Genomic DNA, 16,944 nt, shown 5'->3' with positions numbered 1-16,944 from the left:
GTGTTTGATGTAACCCGATACGCAGTCGCTGCAGAAGCAATAATTGAGGCCGGCCGCTTTTTGTACCAACAGGGCTGGTCACCGGCAACCAGCAGCAACTATTCCGCCCGCGTAGACGGCGAACACATTGCCATAACCGTTTCTGGCCGCCACAAGGGGCAGCTGGGTGCCGGCGATGTTATGGTCGTAGACCTGGCGGGTCGCCCGGTGCAGAGTGATTGTCGCTCCTCGGCAGAGACCCGTTTGCATACGGTGTTGTACGAGGTGTTTCCGGAGGTTGGAGCGGTCCTTCACACGCACTCGGTGAAGGCAACGGTTCTCAGCCGCTTGCTGGAAGCTGGCCATCCGCTGACACTGGAGGGCTATGAGCTTCAGAAGGCGTTTACGGGAGTCGATACCCACGAATCGGTACTGGCCGTTCCGGTGTTTGATAACACCCAGGATATCGACGCGCTGGCGGAGCAGACCCGGGAATGGTTCCGGCAGCACCCCGAGCAGCCCGGGTATCTGATTCGCGGCCATGGCCTGTATACCTGGGGTAAAACCATGGCCGACTGCCTGCGCCATGTCGAGGCCTTTGAATTCCTGTTTGAATGTGAGCTTGAAACCATGAGGGTTCGCCCATGACCACCCTGAGTATTTTTGACCAGAGCCAGCCTGAAAAGGCACACACAGTCACCGAGAACCCGGAAAGAATAAGGGAACTTCTTGCCCGTCACGGTGTGCGCTACGAGCAGTGGCCAACCAAGGATCTGCCGGCTGATGCATCCCAGGAAGACATCCTCGAAGCCTACAGCGAGGAAGTGTCGAAACTGAGAAAGGAGTGTGGTTTTCAGTCTGCGGATGTGATCAGCCTGAACCCGGACAATCCGCAGAAAGATGCATTTCGGCAAAAGTTCCTGGATGAGCACACCCACAGTGAAGACGAAATCCGTTTCTTTGTCCGTGGCCAGGGCCTGTTTTACCTGCATTTCGGCAACGAGGTGTTTGCGGTGCTGTGCCAGAAAAACGATCTGATCAGCGTGCCAGATGGCACGCGGCACTGGTTCGATATGGGGCCTGAACCGGCGTTTACCTGTATTCGCCTGTTCACCAACCCGGAAGGCTGGGTCGCCGATTTCACCGGTGAAGACATCGCCAGCAGGTTGCCCCGATACGAGGCACTGGCAGGAGCGGCGGAATGATCCGGGTTGTGCTGACGGACATCGAAGGGACCACCAGCTCGATCTCGTTTGTGCACGATGTCCTTTTCCCCTACGCGAGCGAACACCTGCCGGGATTTGTCCGCGATCGGCATCAGGACACGCCTGCGGTGTCCGAGCAGCTGGACGCAGTGGCGGAGGCGTCAGGTATTGCTCGTGAGGATATTGATGGCCTGATTGAAGTTCTAAAGACCTGGATCAAAGAGGATCGCAAGGAAACGTCCCTGAAGGCGCTGCAGGGCATGGTCTGGGAAGAGGGATACCAGCAGGGAGAGCTGAAGGGCCATATCTACGCCGATGCAGCCGATTACCTGCAGCGCTGGCATGATCGGGGGCTGCGTTTGTTCGTATATTCCTCAGGATCGGTCAAGGCCCAGAAGCTGATTTTCGGTTTCACCACGGAGGGCGACTTTACGCCATTCTTCTCCGGTTACTTCGATACTCGTATCGGTGGCAAGAAAGAGGCCGCTTCATACCTCAATATCTTGTCTGAATTGGGCGTTGAGGCGTCCACGGTGCTGTTCCTTTCAGACGTGGAGGCCGAACTTGAGGCAGCCGAGGAAGCCGGTATGCAAACCGCCTGGCTTGTTCGCGAGGGAGATCTGCCGGAGACAGAACGTTTTGTTGCGCGTGATTTTGCGGAGGTGGATACCCTGCTGCAAAAGCGCTAGGCCAACGCCCCTAAAACGCCATAGCAGGAGGATTTGATGCCCGGAACCGGTTTTTGCAGAATCGTTGCGCCGGTTCTCGCCATGCTTCTTGCCGGTTGCGACCCTTTCTCTGATGCCCGCCCCATGATGGATGAGTATGTGGAGCGGGTCGCCCGGGTGCTGGAAACCGATCCTGAATTTTCTGATATCCCGTCCGCAAGCCAGCTTCCCCGCCGTCGCGACCGGGTGTTGCCCATGCCCGAGCTGGAAATGGGGATGCTCGACTTTCTTTCGCTTTACGGATGTGAACTCCAGTACGTGGTTGGGGAGAAAACCTCGGTGATGGGGCGGGTGATGCAGCCTCTGAACCGTTTGCGCTATGAAATCCGGTTTATTGAAACAGCCAGGGACTGCCTGCCGGACATAGAGGATGAAGAATTCGCCGAAGAGCTAACCGGCGCCATCGACAGCAAGCTGGAATCCCTGCCCATTGCCATCTGGAATGCCACCTGGGGCGTTGAAGAGATCGAGAAGCTGTTCACTCTGGCCAAGGGCTATTACCCGGTAGCGCCGGAGAGCAATCCGGTATCTGATCTGGCTCTTGATATCAACAGCCTGAATGCAGCCGTTTTACGTCTGTACTCGGAGGACCTGGCGGTTTCTCTCGATTTTGCCGGCGACGTTCACCAGCGTTGGCAGGCGGAATTCCGCGCCGGCCAGTTGATCAACAGCGCACTTCTTCTGACCGCCCGGCTCCAGGATGGCACGGAATTGCTCAGGCAGAGAATCAACGGTCGGCCCCTGTGTCTTAACGGTCAGTCCAATAACCAGTCAGATATTGTGCAGAACATGTTTTTCAGTGTGTATATCGAAAAGATCCAGCCCTACATGAGCGCCGTGAATCAGGGGCGGGCTGCGCTCATTGAGCCGTTTGAGCGGCTGGCCAAAGTCCAGAAAGAGGTCATGCCGGAGAGTTTTACGGCGTGGTACCAGCGCCATCTCTCGCAGGGAGCCCAGAGCAGTCTCTGGCGGGAACTGGATGTAGCCATGATGGCGCATACCAGAGCCTGGCAGGAATTGCTGGGCCAGTGCGGGTTGCGCCCCGGCGCCTGACCCCGCTCAGCGCTGGCTTTCCGGCGTCACCCTCAGAATTTCCTCCACCGTTGTCTGGCCTGCAGCCACTTTCTGGGCGCCACTCAGGCGCAGGGATTTCATGCCTTCCTTATAGGCATCCAGCCTGAGCTGTTCCAGCTCGCAGCGATCGGTGATCTGTCGAAGTAAAGAGCCTGAGAGCGTCATGATTTCATAAACTCCGGCCCGGCCAAGATACCCGGTGTTCCGGCACTCCAGGCAGCCCACGGGCTGGTAGAACTGCTTGGGAACCGGCGCTTTCCAGGGCCGGGTCAGGGTCTGCCAGGCCTGCTCGTCGGCAGGGCCCGGCGCTTTGCAATGGGGGCAGAGGGTTCGGGCAAGCCGTTGCGCCATCACACCCAGTACCGTGGCCCGAATCAGGTACGGTGGGATACCCAGTTCCATCATCCGGGTAATCGCGCTCGGCGCGTCGTTGGTGTGTAGGGTCGAGAGCACCAGGTGGCCGGTGAGGGCAGCCTGAACCGCCATTTCCGCCGTTTCCAGATCGCGGATCTCGCCGATCATGATGATATCCGGATCCTGCCGCAGCAGGGCCCGCACGCCCGCCGCGAAGGTCAGGTCGATGTTGGTCTGGACCTGCATCTGGTTGAACGCCGGCTCCACCATTTCGATGGGATCCTCGATGGTGCAGACGTTGAGCTCGGATGACGCAATCTGTTTCAGGGTCGAGTACAGGGTTGTGGTCTTGCCAGACCCGGTTGGCCCGGTCACCAGAACAATACCGTGGGGGCGGGAGGTGATTTCCTGCCATCGCTGGCGATCTTCCTTGCCGAATCCCAGCTGCTCATAGGACTTCAGGAGCACGTCCGGATCAAAGATCCGCATGACCATCTTTTCGCCAAAGGCGGTCGGCATGGTGGCCAGGCGCAGTTCGACCTCGCGGTTATCGGGCTTGCGGGTCTTGATGCGACCGTCCTGGGGGCGGCGTTTCTCGGCCACGTTCAGGCGACCAAGAATCTTCAGCCGACTGGTAACCGCCACGCCCACGTGTTCCGGGAATTCATAGACGTTGTGGAGCACGCCGTCGATCCGGAACCGCACCTGCGTGACTGTGCGGCGGGGCTCTATGTGGATGTCTGAGGCGCGCTGGTCAAAGGCATACTGCAGCAGCCAGTCGACGATCTTGACCACGTGCTGGTCATTGGCATCCGGGTGTTCGCTGGCGCCAAGGTCCAGTAACTGTTCGAAATTCTGGTTTCCTGCCACACTGGGGCCCTGGCCGCCACTGGCCTTGCTGACGGAGTTGGCAAGCTGATAGAACTCCACGGTATACCGGCGGATATCCTCGGGGTTGGCAACAACTCGACGGATATCCTTGCGAACCGCCTGTTGGAGGTTTTGGACCCAGTCGTTCTTGAAGGGCTCTGTGCTGGCGATCAGTACCTCTTCTGCGCCGATCTCTACCGCCAGAATGCCGTGGCGTTGGGCAAAGGCATAGGACATCACCCGGGCAATGGCAGGCGTGTCGATCTTCAAAGGATCAATGTGGTAGTAAGGTTGCCCGGCCCAATCTGCCAGCCAATGGGTCAGCCGGTCCAGATCAAGTGTGCGACCACTTTTCTGGCTGGTCAGTGCGGCAATGGCCACCAGTTCCAGTGGATGGCGCTTGCCCTTCTGTCCATCGCCGGTGGCCGCGCCAAGATTGGCCGAGAGTACCCGTTCTGCGTCTTCCTGGCTGATTTCCCCGCTGGTGACAAGTGCGGTGCAAACATCTCTCAGGGTCAGGGTGCTTCTGGGCGGCGCGGGTGGCCTCGGCACGGTTCCGGAGTTGCTTGTTTCAGCCATAAAGTGTCAGGTCCAGGAATTCAGGGTGTATTTCCATTCGCCACTGGCCGGTTCACTTTGAGGTGAATCATGGCAACAGTGAACAACAGGAAGGTCAGTACCGTCAGAATGACCGGTCCCGTAGCACCTTCACTCAGCCAGGCAGATACGACGGCCTGGGTGAAGTAAAAGATCACCACGAACGACATCCAGATATAGCCCCGATTGTGGCCCCGAAATACCGGAATCGCAAAGGGCAGAAGCGGAAGCAGTTTCACCGCCAGCATCAACGGTATTGAAACGCCCTCGACGGGTGCCGGGTAGAAAGTTGTGATCAGCAGGGTGGCAAGCACGCCGATGTAGAGCGCGGCTGTTGCACGCAAAGTGGCGCGGGCCTTCGGGTTGTTCAGCATAGTGTGTTCCGTAATAAAAAAGTGTTAAGCAGATTACGTCTGGTACCCGGGCGTGTATCAGTCAGCAAGCTTCAGGGCGAATCGGGCAAGGCGCTCGCCAAAGGCCTGGCACAATGCTTTCTCGTCAGCGCTCAGTGGCTGCTGTTCACCGGTTCCGGCCCAATGGCTCGGGCCATAGGGAGTTCCCCCGGTTTGTGTGTCCCCCAGGCTTTTCTCGGAGTAGGGCAGGCCGCAGACGACCATGCCGTGATGCAGAAGTGGCATCATCATGGTCATCAGTGTGGTTTCCTGTCCGCCATGAAGGCTGCCGGTCGACGTGAATGCCCCGGCGGGTTTGCCTTCGAGGGCGCCGCCCAGCCATAGGTCGCCGGTGGTGTCCAGGAAGTGCTTCAAAGGCGCCGCCATGTTACCAAAGCGGGTGGGGCTGCCGATGGCCAGGCCGGCACAATTCGCGAGATCGGATTTGCTGGCATAGGGCGCCCCGGAGTCCGGCACAGCGGGCAGCGATGCTGCCGTGTCCGGTGAAACCGGCGGTACCGACCTCAGCCTTGCTTCAATTCCTTCCACTCGGGCCACGCCACGTCCTATCTGGCTGGCCAGCTCTGCGGTTTGGCCGGTGCGGCTGTAGAAAAGAACAAGAACATACGGCAATTGCTCGGGCATCGTCAGCGATCCTTCTGATCTGACTCGGAGAAGTTATTGGGGCTTAAAGAATCGAGAGAACGTTTTCTGGCGGACGACCAAGGGCTACTTTGCCGTTGGCGATCACGATCGGCCGTTCAATCAGTTTCGGGGTCGCTATCATGGCCGCGATCAATTGCTCATCGCTCAGCTCAGGGTTGTTCAGTCCCTGTTCTTTATATTCTTTTTCCTTGGTACGCATCAGCTCGCGGGGCGTCAGATTCAGGGCGCTGAGAATATCCTTTAGCTCCTGCTCTGTCGGTGGTGTTTCCAGGTAGCGTATAATCTCCGGTTCAATTCCCCGTTCGGTAAGCAGTTCAAGGGTTTGGCGGGATTTCGAGCAGCGCGGGTTGTGGAAAATCCGGGTTGGTTCTGTCATCTTCGTGCCTGGTTGTCTGAATGGAGTCCACGATTTCTGTGGTCGGTAGTCTAACAGGAGGTTTTCCGGTGCAGTACCCTGATTCAGTTCTTCGTGGCTCCCGCCTTCGCACAGCAGCTATTGCGCTGCTTGTTCTGACGATGACGGGTTGTGAGAAAATTGAACTTGAACGGGCCGAAGGAACAAAGCTGAACTGGGACACGTTTCGCGGTCAGTGGGTGCTGGTCAACTACTGGGCGGAATGGTGCAAGCCATGTCTAGAGGAAATTCCCGAGCTCAATGAGCTCGATAAGGCACCCGACATCACCGTACTTGGCGTTAATTTTGATGGTGTGCGGGGCGATGCGCTGGTGGAACTCGGGGAACGGATGGGCATTGAATTTACCATGCTGGCGGATGACCCGGGGCCCGGGTTCGGCTGGAAACTGCCGGTCGCGCTGCCGGCCACCTTCCTGGTCAATCCCGATGGTGATCTGGTTGAGACTCGTTTTGGCCCCCAGACCGAAGAAGAGCTCAGGGCAGTAATCGGCGGCTGAGACCGCAGCTCTAACTGAATTTTACAGCAGGAATAACCTGACGTTATGTCGCAGACTTTTGTACACCTCCGTGTCCATTCCGAGTACTCCATGGTGGATGGCCTGGTCAGGGTGAAACCGCTGATCAAACGTGTTGCCGAGCTGGGCATGCCGGCCGTCGGACTGACCGAGCAATCCAATATGTGCTCGCTGGTGCGTTTCTATAAGGCGGCCATGGGAGCGGGTGTCAAACCCGTCATAGGCGCGGATCTCTGGCTGGAAAATCCGGATGAACCCGAAAACCCTTTCCGGCTGACGCTGCTTGCCCGAGACAACGATGGTTATCTCAACCTCACTGAAATCATTTCCCTGGGTTACACCGAGGGCCAGCGGTTCGGCAAGCCGATTATCCAGCGAAAGTGGCTGGAGGCCAGAGCGAACGGTCTGATTGCGCTCTCCGGCGCAAAGCTGGGTGATGTGGGCAAGGCGCTGATGGCCGGCAAGCCGGAACTGGCTCGGGAGCGGGCCCGTTACTGGATGGATCTGTACCCGGACAGCTACTACCTGGAGCTCCAGCGCACTGGTCGACCGGGTGACGAGGACTGCCTGCATCTGAGTGTTGAGCTGGCCGGGGCGCTTGGCCTTCCAGTGGTGGCCACCAACGATGTTCACTTCCTCGAAGCGGAAGACTTTGAGGCCCACGAGGCCCGGGTTTGCATCGGCGAGAGTCGTACTCTGGACGATCCGCGGCGTGACCGTCGGTTCAGTGATCAGCAGTACCTGCGCAGCGCCGATGAGATGATCGAGCTGTTCAGCGACATCCCCGAGGCCATCGAGAATACGGTGGAAATTGCCCGGCGCTGCTCGGTGAAGGTTCGGATGGGCGAATATTTCCTTCCGAACTACCCGATTCCGGACGGCATGACCATGGACGACTATTTCCGGAAGGTCTCCGAGGAAGGCCTGGAGGAGCGGCTTGCCAAGACCCTGAGCAAGGACGATCCGGAATACGATGCCAAGCGGGAGGCCTACTACAAGCGCCTGAACTTCGAGCTGGACATCATTATCCAGATGGGTTTCCCGGGCTACTTCCTGATCGTGATGGACTTTATCAAGTGGGCCAAGAACAACGGCGTGCCGGTCGGGCCAGGTCGGGGGTCCGGTGCCGGCTCCCTGGTGGCCTATGCCCAGTTGATTACCGATCTGGATCCCCTGGAGTACGACCTGCTGTTCGAGCGCTTCCTGAACCCGGAAAGGGTCTCCATGCCTGACTTTGACGTCGATTTCTGCATGGAAGGGCGGGACAGGGTGATCGAGTACACCGCCCAGAAGTACGGGCGTGAGGCGGTGTCGCAGATCATTACCTTCGGCACCATGGCCGCGAAGGCGGTTGTGCGGGACGTTGCCCGGGTGCAGGGCAAATCCTATGGCCTGGCAGACAAGCTGTCCAAAATGATCCCGTTCGAGCCGGGCATGACCCTTGAGAAGGCTCTGGAACAGGAACCACAACTGGTCGAGTTTCTCGAGAATGACGAGGAAGCCCAGGAAATCTGGGAAATGGCCCTGAAGCTCGAGGGCGTATGCCGGAACGCCGGTAAGCACGCAGGTGGCGTGGTGATCGCGCCCACCAAGATCACCGATTTCTCGCCCCTGTATTGTGATGATGAGGGCGGAAGCCTGGTGACCCAGTTCGATAAGGGCGATGTGGAAGATGCCGGACTGGTGAAGTTCGACTTCCTGGGCCTGCGGACGCTCACGATTATCAAGTGGGCGCTGAACATGATCAATCCGCGCCGGGAAAAGAAGGGCATGCAGCCTCTCGACATCAACGAGATTCCACTGGATGACGTGCCCTCGTTCGACATGCTCAAGAAAGCTGAAACCACGGCAGTGTTCCAGCTGGAATCCCGGGGCATGAAAGACCTGATTCGCCGTCTCCAGCCAGACTCCCTCGAAGACATGATCGCCCTCGTGGCCCTGTTTCGGCCGGGGCCGCTGCAATCGGGCATGGTGGATGACTTTATTGACCGTAAGCACGGTCGCCAGCCCATGTCCTTCCCGCACCCGGATTACCAGTACGAGGGCCTGAAGCCCGTACTGGAACCGACCTACGGCGTCATCCTGTATCAGGAGCAGGTCATGCAGATCGCCCAGGTCATGGCCGGCTATACCCTGGGTGGAGCGGACATGCTGCGCCGGGCCATGGGTAAGAAAAAGCCCGAGGAGATGGCCAAGCAGAAGCAGATCTTCCTGGATGGCTGCGAAAAGAATGGCATCAACAAAACCCTGGCCGAAAATATCTTCGATCTGGTGGAAAAGTTTGCCGGCTACGGCTTCAACAAATCCCACTCGGCTGCTTACGCCCTGGTGTCATACCAGACCCTCTGGCTGAAAGCCCATTACCCGGCAGAGTTCATGGCCGCGGTACTGACTGCCGATATGCAGAACACCGATAAGGTGGTCACGCTGGTGGAAGAATGCCGGAACATGAAGCTGGATCTTCTGGTGCCGGATGTCAGCCGTTCGGAATACACCTTTACCGTTAATGACGACGGCCAGATTGTGTATGGTCTCGGAGCGATCAAGGGCTTGGGTGAGGGCCCGATCCAGAGCATTGTTGAGGGTCGCGGCGATGGCGAGCCGTTCCAGGATATCTTTGATTTCTGTCGGCGGGTTGACCTCAAGAAGGTCAACAAGCGGGCCATGGAAGCGCTTATCCGCTCCGGTGCCATGGACAAGCTGGGTGCAAGCCGTGCGCAGCTCATGGCAAGCATTGATAAGGCCGTGCAGCAGGCCGACCAACAATCCCGGAACGAATCCGTTGGCATGATGGATATGTTTGGGGAAATGCTGGAAGCCGGTGATGGTGGCGATCCCTACGAGGACGTGGCCGGGGTACGCGAATGGCCGGAGAAGCAGCGGCTGAAAGGCGAAAAGGATACCCTGGGGCTGTACCTTACCGGTCATCCGTTTGACGAGTATGAAAAAGAAGTCCGTCGGTTTGTCCGGTCCTCCATTGCCGATTTGAAGCCGAACAAGTCACCCCAGCGGGTGGCGGGGCTGGTGGTTGCCCAGCGAACCATGAAAACGCGCACCGGCTCCACGATGTGTTTTATCACCCTTGATGACCGCAGTGCCCGGATTGAGGCGACGTTGTTTTCCGAGGCGTTTTTCGAAAACCGTGAGCTGTTGCAATCCGACCAGGTGATTGTGGTGGAAGGCCAGGTCAGTCACGACGACTATTCCGGGCAGATGAAGATGCGAGTGAGCTCGGTGATGGATGTGGCTACAGCACGCCAGCAGTTCAGTCGTGGCCTCAAACTGAACCTGCACGCCGATCAGTTGCAGAACGGATTGCTGGAGAAGCTCGACAGTACTCTGCGGCCGTTCCGATGCGAGGGCAGCCCGGTCTGGATCGAGTACAGCAGCCCCGAGGCGTCGACCCGGATCGAGCTCGGTGAGTCCTGGCGTGTGCAGCCGGATGACAACCTGCTGCTGGAGCTCCGGTACCTCGTAGGCGACCAGTCGGTAGAACTGGTCTATGATTGAATGAGTTGAAAATTAAAAGTTTGTCAGACAGCGGACTCATACCAATGTCCGCTTTAGCCACTGACCGGGCGCTGCTATCTTTGTGTCAAATTCTGGTTTGGCGGAGTACGTTCCCGCCTGGCAAAAAATGATGGAACATCATGAACCCTAACTATCTGGATTTCGAACAGCCAATCGCCGACCTGGAAGCCAAGATTGAAGAGCTTCGGATGGTTGGTAACGATACCGACATCAATATCACAGACGAGATCACCCGGCTGAAGAAAAAGAGCGTCAGCCTTACCGAGAGCATTTTCTCAGATCTCAAGCCCTGGGACGTTGCGCGGCTGGCCCGTCACCCTCGCAGGCCCTACACCCTGGACTACATTGAATCCATCTTTGAGGATTTTGATGAGTTGCACGGTGATCGTCGCTACGCCGACGACCTGGCTATTGTAGGCGGTACCGCCAGGCTTGATGACAAACCGGTGATGGTCATCGGTCATCAAAAAGGTCGGGAAGTCCGCGACAAGGTCAAGCGTAACTTCGGTATGCCCCGGCCGGAGGGCTACCGCAAGGCCCTGCGCCTGATGGAAATGGCCGAGCGTTTCAAGATGCCAATCCTTACCTTTATCGATACGCCAGGGGCTTATCCGGGCATTGGTGCGGAAGAGCGCGGGCAGAGTGAGGCCATTGCCTTCAACCTGGCGGTCATGTCCCGCCTCAAGACACCCATTATCTCCACGGTGATCGGTGAGGGTGGGTCCGGTGGCGCCTTGGCCATCGGCGTCTGTGATCAACTGAATATGCTCCAGTACTCCACCTACGCGGTGATTTCCCCAGAGGGCTGTGCCTCAATCCTCTGGAAGAGTGCCGAATACGCTGCCCAGGCGGCGGAGGCCATGGGTGTTACGGCTGACCGGCTCAAAGATCTGGGGCTGGCGGATAACGTGGTAACCGAGCCCCTCGGCGGTGCTCACCGCAACCCGGAAAAAATGTCGGAATCCCTCAAGGAGGTTCTGGCAAAAGGCGTCGCTGAACTCAGTCGCCTGCCACTGGATGAGCTGGTATCCCGCCGCTATGAGCGGCTGACCCGCTATGACACCGGGCGCTAAGCCCGGCTCCGGATTCAGCTGGCCGGAGGCGCTGTGCGCCCCGGTCAGAGAACTCCCCGATCACGCCCGACTGTTGGTTGCCCTGAGCGGCGGCCTCGATTCCATCCTGCTGTTACACCTGGCAGTCCATTGCCATGGTTATTCCGGGGCTGTCCGAGCGGTTCATATCAATCATCAGCTGCAGCCGAATGCCTCCGAGACCGAATCATTCTGCCGCGATCTTTGTGGGCGCCTGGGTGTCCCGCTTGTGGTTGAGAAGGTTACTGTCGGGAGCGGAGAAAACTCGGATGGTGGCATCGAAGAGGCAGCTCGCAAAGCGCGCTACTCCGCCCTGGAAGCAATGGTTCAGCGGAGGGATCTGGTTCTGATGGCTCACCATGGCGACGATCAGGCCGAAACGGTGCTGTTCCGGATGCTGAGGGGCAGCGGTGTGGCCGGGCTGGCGGGTATGCCGTTCAGCCGTGACCTCGGCCCGGCGACACTGGTCCGGCCCCTGCTTGGGTTTGAACGGGCCGAGCTTGAGCGGTGGGCCAGGTCCGCTGGTCTGTCGTGGGTTGATGACCCCAGCAACAAGGACCAACGATTTGACCGGAATTTCCTGCGCCACACGGTGCTGCCAGCTCTGCGGGAGCGCTGGCCGGGGCTGAATCGCAGGTTGCGCCACACGGCAGACGCCTGTGCCGAAAGTGAAACGCTGAACCGAAAGCTGGCGGCCTTGCAGTGGCAGGCTGTCGGCGGTGAGCAGAACCGACTACCCGTTGAGGGGCTGAAAACCTTGTCTCTGGCGGAGCAGAAAAACCTGATTCGCTGGTGGGTTCGGGAACGGGGGTTTCCTGCGCCCACAATCAGCAGTTGGCAGCAGGTTATGGAGGACCTGGTTTTCGCAAGAGAGGATCGAGAGCCGGAGTTCCGGTCCGACGGTTTCAGTCTGCGCCGCTTTCAGGGCGATCTTTACCTGGTTCCGGATCACTCGCAGTTGCCGGATGTCCCCGTTACTCTGGAGCCGGGTCCCGGGCTGAACTTTGGCGAATGGTTCCTGAAGCTGGAGCCGGCCGTTACCCCGGAAAGACCGTTGCCGCCAATACGGATATTTACGAGGCAGGGCGGTGAGCGGGTACGTTTCCGTCCGGATGGTCCGTCCCGTTCGCTCAAGAAGTGGCTGCAGGAGATTGCGGTTCCACCCTGGGAAAGGGCCCGGCTGCCGCTGGTTTTCGCCGGTTCCGGGGATGCAGCCGAACTCGTTGCCATTGGCGATTTATGGTGTTCTGAACAATACTCGGAAGGCGCCCATGCCGCCGGTTGGCGGCTGGTTGTAGAGCGGGAATGTGATTGAGTCAATGGGGCCTTTCTGGTAGTCTGGCGTCCCATCTTGAGATGACAATCTCCCTCCTTCACCGAACCAGACAATCACGGAATCTGCATGACGCGTTATATTTTCGTCACCGGCGGTGTCGTGTCCTCCTTGGGGAAAGGTATCGCATCAGCCTCACTGGCTGCGATCCTCGAGGCACGCGGCCTGAAGGTCACTATTCTCAAGCTGGACCCGTACATCAACGTGGACCCCGGCACCATGAGCCCGTTCCAGCACGGTGAGGTTTTTGTCACCGAGGATGGCGCGGAAACAGACCTGGATCTGGGCCACTATGAGCGCTTCATCCGTTCCCGGATGAGCAAGCGTAATAACTTCACCACCGGCCGGGTGTACGAAGAGGTGATCCGCAAGGAGCGCCGTGGTGACTACCTGGGCGGAACCGTTCAGGTGATTCCTCACATCACTGACGAGATCAAGCGTCGGGTTGTTGAAGGGGCTGCCGGCGCTGATGTGGCACTGATCGAAATCGGTGGTACGGTTGGCGATATTGAATCCCTGCCGTTCCTGGAAGCCTGTCGTCAGCTCAAGGTCGAAGTGGGTTCCCAGCGTGCTCTGTTCATGCATCTGACCCTGGTTCCATACATTGCTACGGCCGGTGAGATCAAGACCAAGCCAACCCAGCATTCCGTCAAGGAAATGCGCTCTATCGGCCTGCAGCCGGATATACTGCTGTGCCGCTCGGAGCATGAGGTGGACGCCAGCTCGCGTCGCAAGATTGCCCTGTTCACCAACGTCGAAGAGCGGGCAGTTATTCCTCTCCAGGATGCCAAATCCATTTATGCCATCCCGCGCATGCTCTACGAGCATGGCCTGGATCAGTTGGTTATCGAGCGCTTCGGTCTGGATGCCCGTCCTGCTGACCTGAGTGAATGGGACAACGTTGTTGAATCGTTGATGAACCCCGAGCAGGAAGTAACCATTGCCATGGTTGGCAAGTACATGGAACTCCTGGACGCTTACAAGTCCCTGATTGAATCCCTGCTTCACGCCGGCATCAAGACCCGTACCAAGGTCAATATCAACTACATCGATTCCGAAGATATTGAGCGTGACGGTACAGGCGCGCTGGAAAGTGCCGACGCTATCCTGGTGCCGGGCGGCTTCGGCGAGCGTGGCGTTGAAGGCAAGATCCGCACCGTTCAGTACGCCCGTGAGAACAAGGTACCTTACCTGGGCATCTGTCTGGGTATGCAGGTTGCAGTTATTGAATATGCCCGCAATGTGGCAGGCCTCAAAGATGCACACAGCACGGAATTCCGGACGCACACGCCGGAACCGGTTGTCGGCCTTATCACCGAGTGGCTGGATTCTACCGGCGAGCGGGAAGAGCGTACTGAAGAGTCCGATCTGGGCGGAACCATGCGTCTTGGCGCCCAGGACTGCGTGCTGACCGAAGGCTCCACCATTGCCAACTGCTACGGCAAGAAAACCATTCAAGAGCGTCATCGCCACCGCTACGAGGTGAACAATCATTTCCTGCCGAGGCTGGAAGAGGCCGGGCTCCAGATCTCTGGTCGTTCATCGGATGGACGCCTGGTGGAAGTGGTCGAGGCGCCGAACCATCCCTGGTTTGTTGCCTGCCAGTTCCATCCGGAATTTACCTCCACTCCCAGGGACGGCCACCCGCTGTTCAAGGGCTTTGTTGAGGCAGCACTGGCCAGCAAGAAAGGATCCTGAAGATGGCGCAGAGCACCGTAAACGTATCGGGAATCGAGGTCGCCAACGACAAGCCGTTCGTGCTCTTTGGCGGCATGAACGTTCTGGAGTCGCCGGAGCTGGCCATGGAAGTGGCCCAGGCATACGTTGAGGTAACTGGCAAGCTGGGTATTCCCTACGTTTTCAAAGCGTCTTTTGATAAAGCCAACCGGTCGTCCGTGAACTCTTTCCGTGGCCCCGGCCTGGAGAAAGGTCTTCAGATACTGGCGGACATCAAGAGCAAGTTCGGTGTTCCCATTATTTCGGACGTCCACGAGCCGGCTCAGGCGGCCCCGGCAGCCGAAGTCTGTGACATTATCCAACTGCCGGCGTTTCTGAGCCGCCAGACGGATCTGGTGGTCGCCATGGCGAAAACCGGTGCCGTGATCAATATCAAGAAGGCCCAGTTCCTCGCGCCCCAGGAAATGAAGCACATCATTACCAAATGCGAGGAAGCCGGCAACGACAAGGTAATCCTCTGTGAGCGGGGCAGCAGCTTCGGTTACAACAACCTGGTCGTCGACATGCTCGGCTTTGGCATTATGAAAGCCATGAATGTGCCGGTGATGTTTGACGTGACACACTCGCTGCAAATGCCGGGTGGCCGTGCCGATTCCGCCGGTGGCCGACGTGCCCGGGTGACCGATCTGGCGCTGGCGGGTATGTCCCAAGGGCTGGCAGGTTTGTTCCTTGAGGCCCATCCGGACCCGGACAAAGCCAAGTGCGATGGCCCCTGCGCTTTGCGGCTCAGCCAGCTTGAGCCCTTCCTGCAGCGGGTAAAAGCTGTGGATGATCTGGTAAAAAGCTTTAAATCGATCGACACCGCCTGATTGGCGGTGTTGGCGTTTTACGCGGACTATGGGAGCGAGCGGGAACGGCCCTGCGAAAATGTAGAGGGCCATGGATGGCCCGAAACAAGCGCACATGGATGTGCTCGTAGCGGTTTTCGCAGGGCCGTTCCCGTTCGCTCTGACTCCCGAATTTGAAAATGAACTTGGAGACAGAGAAGAATGACCAAGATTGCCAACATCAAGGGCCGTGAGGTTCTGGATTCCCGCGGTAACCCTACTGTAGAAGCCGACGTTATCCTGGAAGACGGCACCATTGGTACCGCCTGCGCACCGTCTGGCGCTTCCACCGGTTCCCGCGAAGCGCTTGAGCTGCGTGATGGTGATGCTTCCCGTTACCTTGGCAAAGGTGTTCTGAAGGCGGTTGAAGCCGTAAACAGCAAGATCCGTGAAGCCCTCGTAGGCAAAGACGCCGCCGATCAGCGCACTCTGGACCAGATCATGCTGGACCTCGATGGCACGGAGAACAAGGCTAACCTTGGCGCTAACGCCATTCTGGCTGTGTCCCTGGCGGCGGCCAAAGCCGCGGCAATCTCCCTGGGCAAGCCTCTGTACGCGCACATTGCCGACATCAACGGTACCTCTGGCAAGTTCTCCATGCCCGTACCGATGATGAACATCCTGAACGGTGGCGAGCACGCGGATAATAACGTGGATATCCAGGAGTTCATGGTTCAGCCGGTTTCCGCCAAGAGCTTCTCTGAAGCCCTGCGTGTTGGCGCGGAGATTTTTCACAGCCTGAAGAAAGTGCTGAAGGCCCAGGGCCTGAACACCGCCGTTGGTGATGAGGGCGGCTTTGCGCCGAACCTGCCCTCCAACGAAGCCGCACTGGCCGTCATTCAGGAAGCGGTCGAGAAGGCCGGTTATAAGCTGGGTACCGATGTAACCCTGGCTCTGGACTGTGCCTCCTCTGAATTCTACAAGGATGGCCAGTACCAGCTGTCCGGTGAAGGCAAGAGTTTCGATTCCGAGGGCTTTGCCGATTACCTGGCAGGGCTTTGCGAGCGTTACCCGATCGTCTCCATCGAAGACGGCATGGACGAGAGCGACTGGGATGGCTGGAAAGTGCTGACCGACAAGCTCGGTAGCAAGGTTCAGCTGGTGGGCGACGACCTGTTTGTTACCAACACCAAGATCCTCAAGCAGGGTATCGAGAAGGGCGTGGGTAACTCTATCCTGATCAAGTTCAACCAGATCGGCAGCCTGAGCGAAACCCTTGATGCGATCAAGATGGCACAGGATGCCGGCTTTACCGCCGTGATTTCCCATCGCTCCGGTGAAACCGAGGACACCACCATTGCCGATCTGGCTGTAGCCACCTGTGCCGGCCAGATCAAGACCGGCTCGCTGTGCCGTTCCGATCGCGTTGCCAAGTACAACCAGTTGCTGCGCATTGAAGAAGCCCTGGATGGCAAAGCGCCGTACCGCGGCCTGAGCGAGATCAAGGGGCAGGGCTGATCGACTGATCTGACCGGTTCTGGTTAAGTTTCGGGCCGGCAATCAGCGAAAAACTGTTAAGGCCATCGTGTTCCGAGCGAAAGCTTGGTTACGATGGCCTTTTTGTACAGGCAGTTAGAAGAATTTGTTGCTAATCTACTCTAAGGTCTATACTCAACGTCCGGCGTTGGCA

15 protein-coding genes are annotated in these 16,944 nt (G+C 58.2%); 11 read left to right on the top strand and 4 right to left on the bottom strand.

Annotated features, from left to right (window positions below):
• From WA411_RS13525 to WA411_RS13510, 4 genes are read left to right on the top strand one after another with little or no spacing between them, the layout of a single operon-like run.
• Nucleotides 1–627: a methylthioribulose 1-phosphate dehydratase gene (locus WA411_RS13525; RefSeq protein ID WP_136629586.1), complete on the top strand. Its 627-nt coding sequence runs from the start codon at nt 1–3 to the stop codon at nt 625–627.
• Complete coding sequence (locus tag WA411_RS13520) at nt 624–1,184, top strand: 1,2-dihydroxy-3-keto-5-methylthiopentene dioxygenase (RefSeq protein WP_136629587.1); 561 nt, start codon at nt 624–626, stop codon at nt 1,182–1,184. The genes WA411_RS13525 and WA411_RS13520 overlap by 4 nt, the downstream gene beginning before the upstream one ends.
• On the top strand, nt 1,181–1,873 hold the full coding sequence (mtnC, locus tag WA411_RS13515) for an acireductone synthase (RefSeq protein WP_291907905.1): 693 nt from the start codon (nt 1,181–1,183) through the stop codon (nt 1,871–1,873). Before WA411_RS13520 ends, mtnC begins: the two co-directional genes overlap by 4 nt.
• A gap of 36 nt (nt 1,874–1,909) precedes the next feature.
• Nucleotides 1,910–2,965 (top strand): DUF3080 domain-containing protein, encoded by a 1,056-nt coding sequence (locus tag WA411_RS13510; protein ID WP_291907904.1) that lies wholly within the window; start codon nt 1,910–1,912, stop codon nt 2,963–2,965.
• 6 nt (nt 2,966–2,971) lie between these two features.
• Here the strand turns inward: WA411_RS13510 and WA411_RS13505 are convergent, their stop codons facing one another.
• The 4 genes from WA411_RS13505 to arsC are packed head-to-tail and all read right to left on the bottom strand — an operon-like array spanning nt 2,972 to nt 6,241.
• Entirely contained in the window at nt 2,972–4,789 is a 1,818-nt protein-coding gene (locus WA411_RS13505) for a GspE/PulE family protein (RefSeq protein WP_291907902.1), read from the bottom strand.
• A 20-nt stretch (nt 4,790–4,809) separates the two neighbouring features.
• Nucleotides 4,810–5,181: a DUF2069 domain-containing protein gene (locus WA411_RS13500; protein ID WP_136629590.1), complete on the bottom strand. Its 372-nt coding sequence runs from the start codon at nt 5,179–5,181 to the stop codon at nt 4,810–4,812.
• Nucleotides 5,182–5,238: 57 nt separating this feature from the next.
• The gene (gene wrbA, locus WA411_RS13495) at nt 5,239–5,844 is read right to left on the bottom strand and encodes an NAD(P)H:quinone oxidoreductase (protein ID WP_136629591.1); all 606 of its coding nucleotides are present in this window, start codon (nt 5,842–5,844) and stop codon (nt 5,239–5,241) included.
• 43 nt (nt 5,845–5,887) lie between these two features.
• Nucleotides 5,888–6,241, bottom strand: a complete 354-nt coding sequence (gene arsC / locus WA411_RS13490) for an arsenate reductase (glutaredoxin) (protein WP_069184519.1) — start codon at nt 6,239–6,241, stop codon at nt 5,888–5,890.
• A gap of 68 nt (nt 6,242–6,309) precedes the next feature.
• On the opposite strand from arsC, the gene WA411_RS13485 reads away from it, so the two are divergent.
• From WA411_RS13485 to eno, 7 genes are all read left to right on the top strand, one after another.
• Nucleotides 6,310–6,777 (top strand): TlpA family protein disulfide reductase, encoded by a 468-nt coding sequence (locus WA411_RS13485; protein ID WP_291907898.1) that lies wholly within the window; start codon nt 6,310–6,312, stop codon nt 6,775–6,777.
• Between the two features lie 45 nt (nt 6,778–6,822).
• Nucleotides 6,823–10,305, top strand: coding sequence for a DNA polymerase III subunit alpha (gene dnaE, locus WA411_RS13480; RefSeq protein ID WP_209398140.1), 3,483 nt, complete (start codon nt 6,823–6,825; stop codon nt 10,303–10,305).
• A gap of 140 nt (nt 10,306–10,445) precedes the next feature.
• Nucleotides 10,446–11,399, top strand: a complete 954-nt coding sequence (gene accA / locus WA411_RS13475; RefSeq protein WP_069184522.1) for an acetyl-CoA carboxylase carboxyl transferase subunit alpha — start codon at nt 10,446–10,448, stop codon at nt 11,397–11,399.
• Nucleotides 11,383–12,732, top strand: coding sequence for a tRNA lysidine(34) synthetase TilS (tilS, locus tag WA411_RS13470; protein WP_291907895.1), 1,350 nt, complete (start codon nt 11,383–11,385; stop codon nt 12,730–12,732). The genes accA and tilS overlap by 17 nt, the downstream gene beginning before the upstream one ends.
• Nucleotides 12,733–12,819: 87 nt before the next feature.
• Complete coding sequence (locus WA411_RS13465; RefSeq protein ID WP_069184524.1) at nt 12,820–14,448, top strand: CTP synthase; 1,629 nt, start codon at nt 12,820–12,822, stop codon at nt 14,446–14,448.
• 2 nt (nt 14,449–14,450) lie between these two features.
• Entirely contained in the window at nt 14,451–15,296 is an 846-nt protein-coding gene (gene kdsA / locus WA411_RS13460; protein WP_291907893.1) for a 3-deoxy-8-phosphooctulonate synthase, read from the top strand.
• 180 nt (nt 15,297–15,476) lie between these two features.
• Nucleotides 15,477–16,772, top strand: a complete 1,296-nt coding sequence (eno, locus tag WA411_RS13455; protein ID WP_222464219.1) for a phosphopyruvate hydratase — start codon at nt 15,477–15,479, stop codon at nt 16,770–16,772.
• Nucleotides 16,773–16,944: the final 172 nt, after the last annotated feature.

The organism is Marinobacter sp. CH_CUG1437-1 (assembly GCF_037029655.1).
In the GTDB taxonomy this organism is placed as follows: Bacteria; Pseudomonadota; Gammaproteobacteria; order Pseudomonadales; family Oleiphilaceae; genus Marinobacter; species Marinobacter salsuginis.
The sequence above is the reverse complement of the archived record's forward strand: the minus strand, read 5'-3'. Positions and strand labels throughout refer to the sequence as shown.

Excerpts from the sequence above, each read along its gene's own strand:
- WA411_RS13465 (WP_069184524.1), top strand. The coding sequence starts at position 12,820 with ATGACGCGTTATATTTTCGTCACCGGCGGTGTCGTGTCCTCCTTGGGG.
- tilS (WP_291907895.1), top strand. The coding sequence starts at position 11,383 with ATGACACCGGGCGCTAAGCCCGGCTCCGGATTCAGCTGGCCGGAGGCG.
- WA411_RS13510 (WP_291907904.1), top strand. The coding sequence starts at position 1,910 with ATGCCCGGAACCGGTTTTTGCAGAATCGTTGCGCCGGTTCTCGCCATG.
- arsC (WP_069184519.1), bottom strand. The coding sequence starts at position 6,241 with ATGACAGAACCAACCCGGATTTTCCACAACCCGCGCTGCTCGAAATCC.
- accA (WP_069184522.1), top strand. The coding sequence starts at position 10,446 with ATGAACCCTAACTATCTGGATTTCGAACAGCCAATCGCCGACCTGGAA.
- wrbA (WP_136629591.1), bottom strand. The coding sequence starts at position 5,844 with ATGCCCGAGCAATTGCCGTATGTTCTTGTTCTTTTCTACAGCCGCACC.
- dnaE (WP_209398140.1), top strand. The coding sequence starts at position 6,823 with ATGTCGCAGACTTTTGTACACCTCCGTGTCCATTCCGAGTACTCCATG.
- WA411_RS13500 (WP_136629590.1), bottom strand. The coding sequence starts at position 5,181 with ATGCTGAACAACCCGAAGGCCCGCGCCACTTTGCGTGCAACAGCCGCG.
- kdsA (WP_291907893.1), top strand. The coding sequence starts at position 14,451 with ATGGCGCAGAGCACCGTAAACGTATCGGGAATCGAGGTCGCCAACGAC.
- mtnC (WP_291907905.1), top strand. The coding sequence starts at position 1,181 with ATGATCCGGGTTGTGCTGACGGACATCGAAGGGACCACCAGCTCGATC.
- WA411_RS13505 (WP_291907902.1), bottom strand. The coding sequence starts at position 4,789 with ATGGCTGAAACAAGCAACTCCGGAACCGTGCCGAGGCCACCCGCGCCG.
- eno (WP_222464219.1), top strand. The coding sequence starts at position 15,477 with ATGACCAAGATTGCCAACATCAAGGGCCGTGAGGTTCTGGATTCCCGC.
- WA411_RS13520 (WP_136629587.1), top strand. The coding sequence starts at position 624 with ATGACCACCCTGAGTATTTTTGACCAGAGCCAGCCTGAAAAGGCACAC.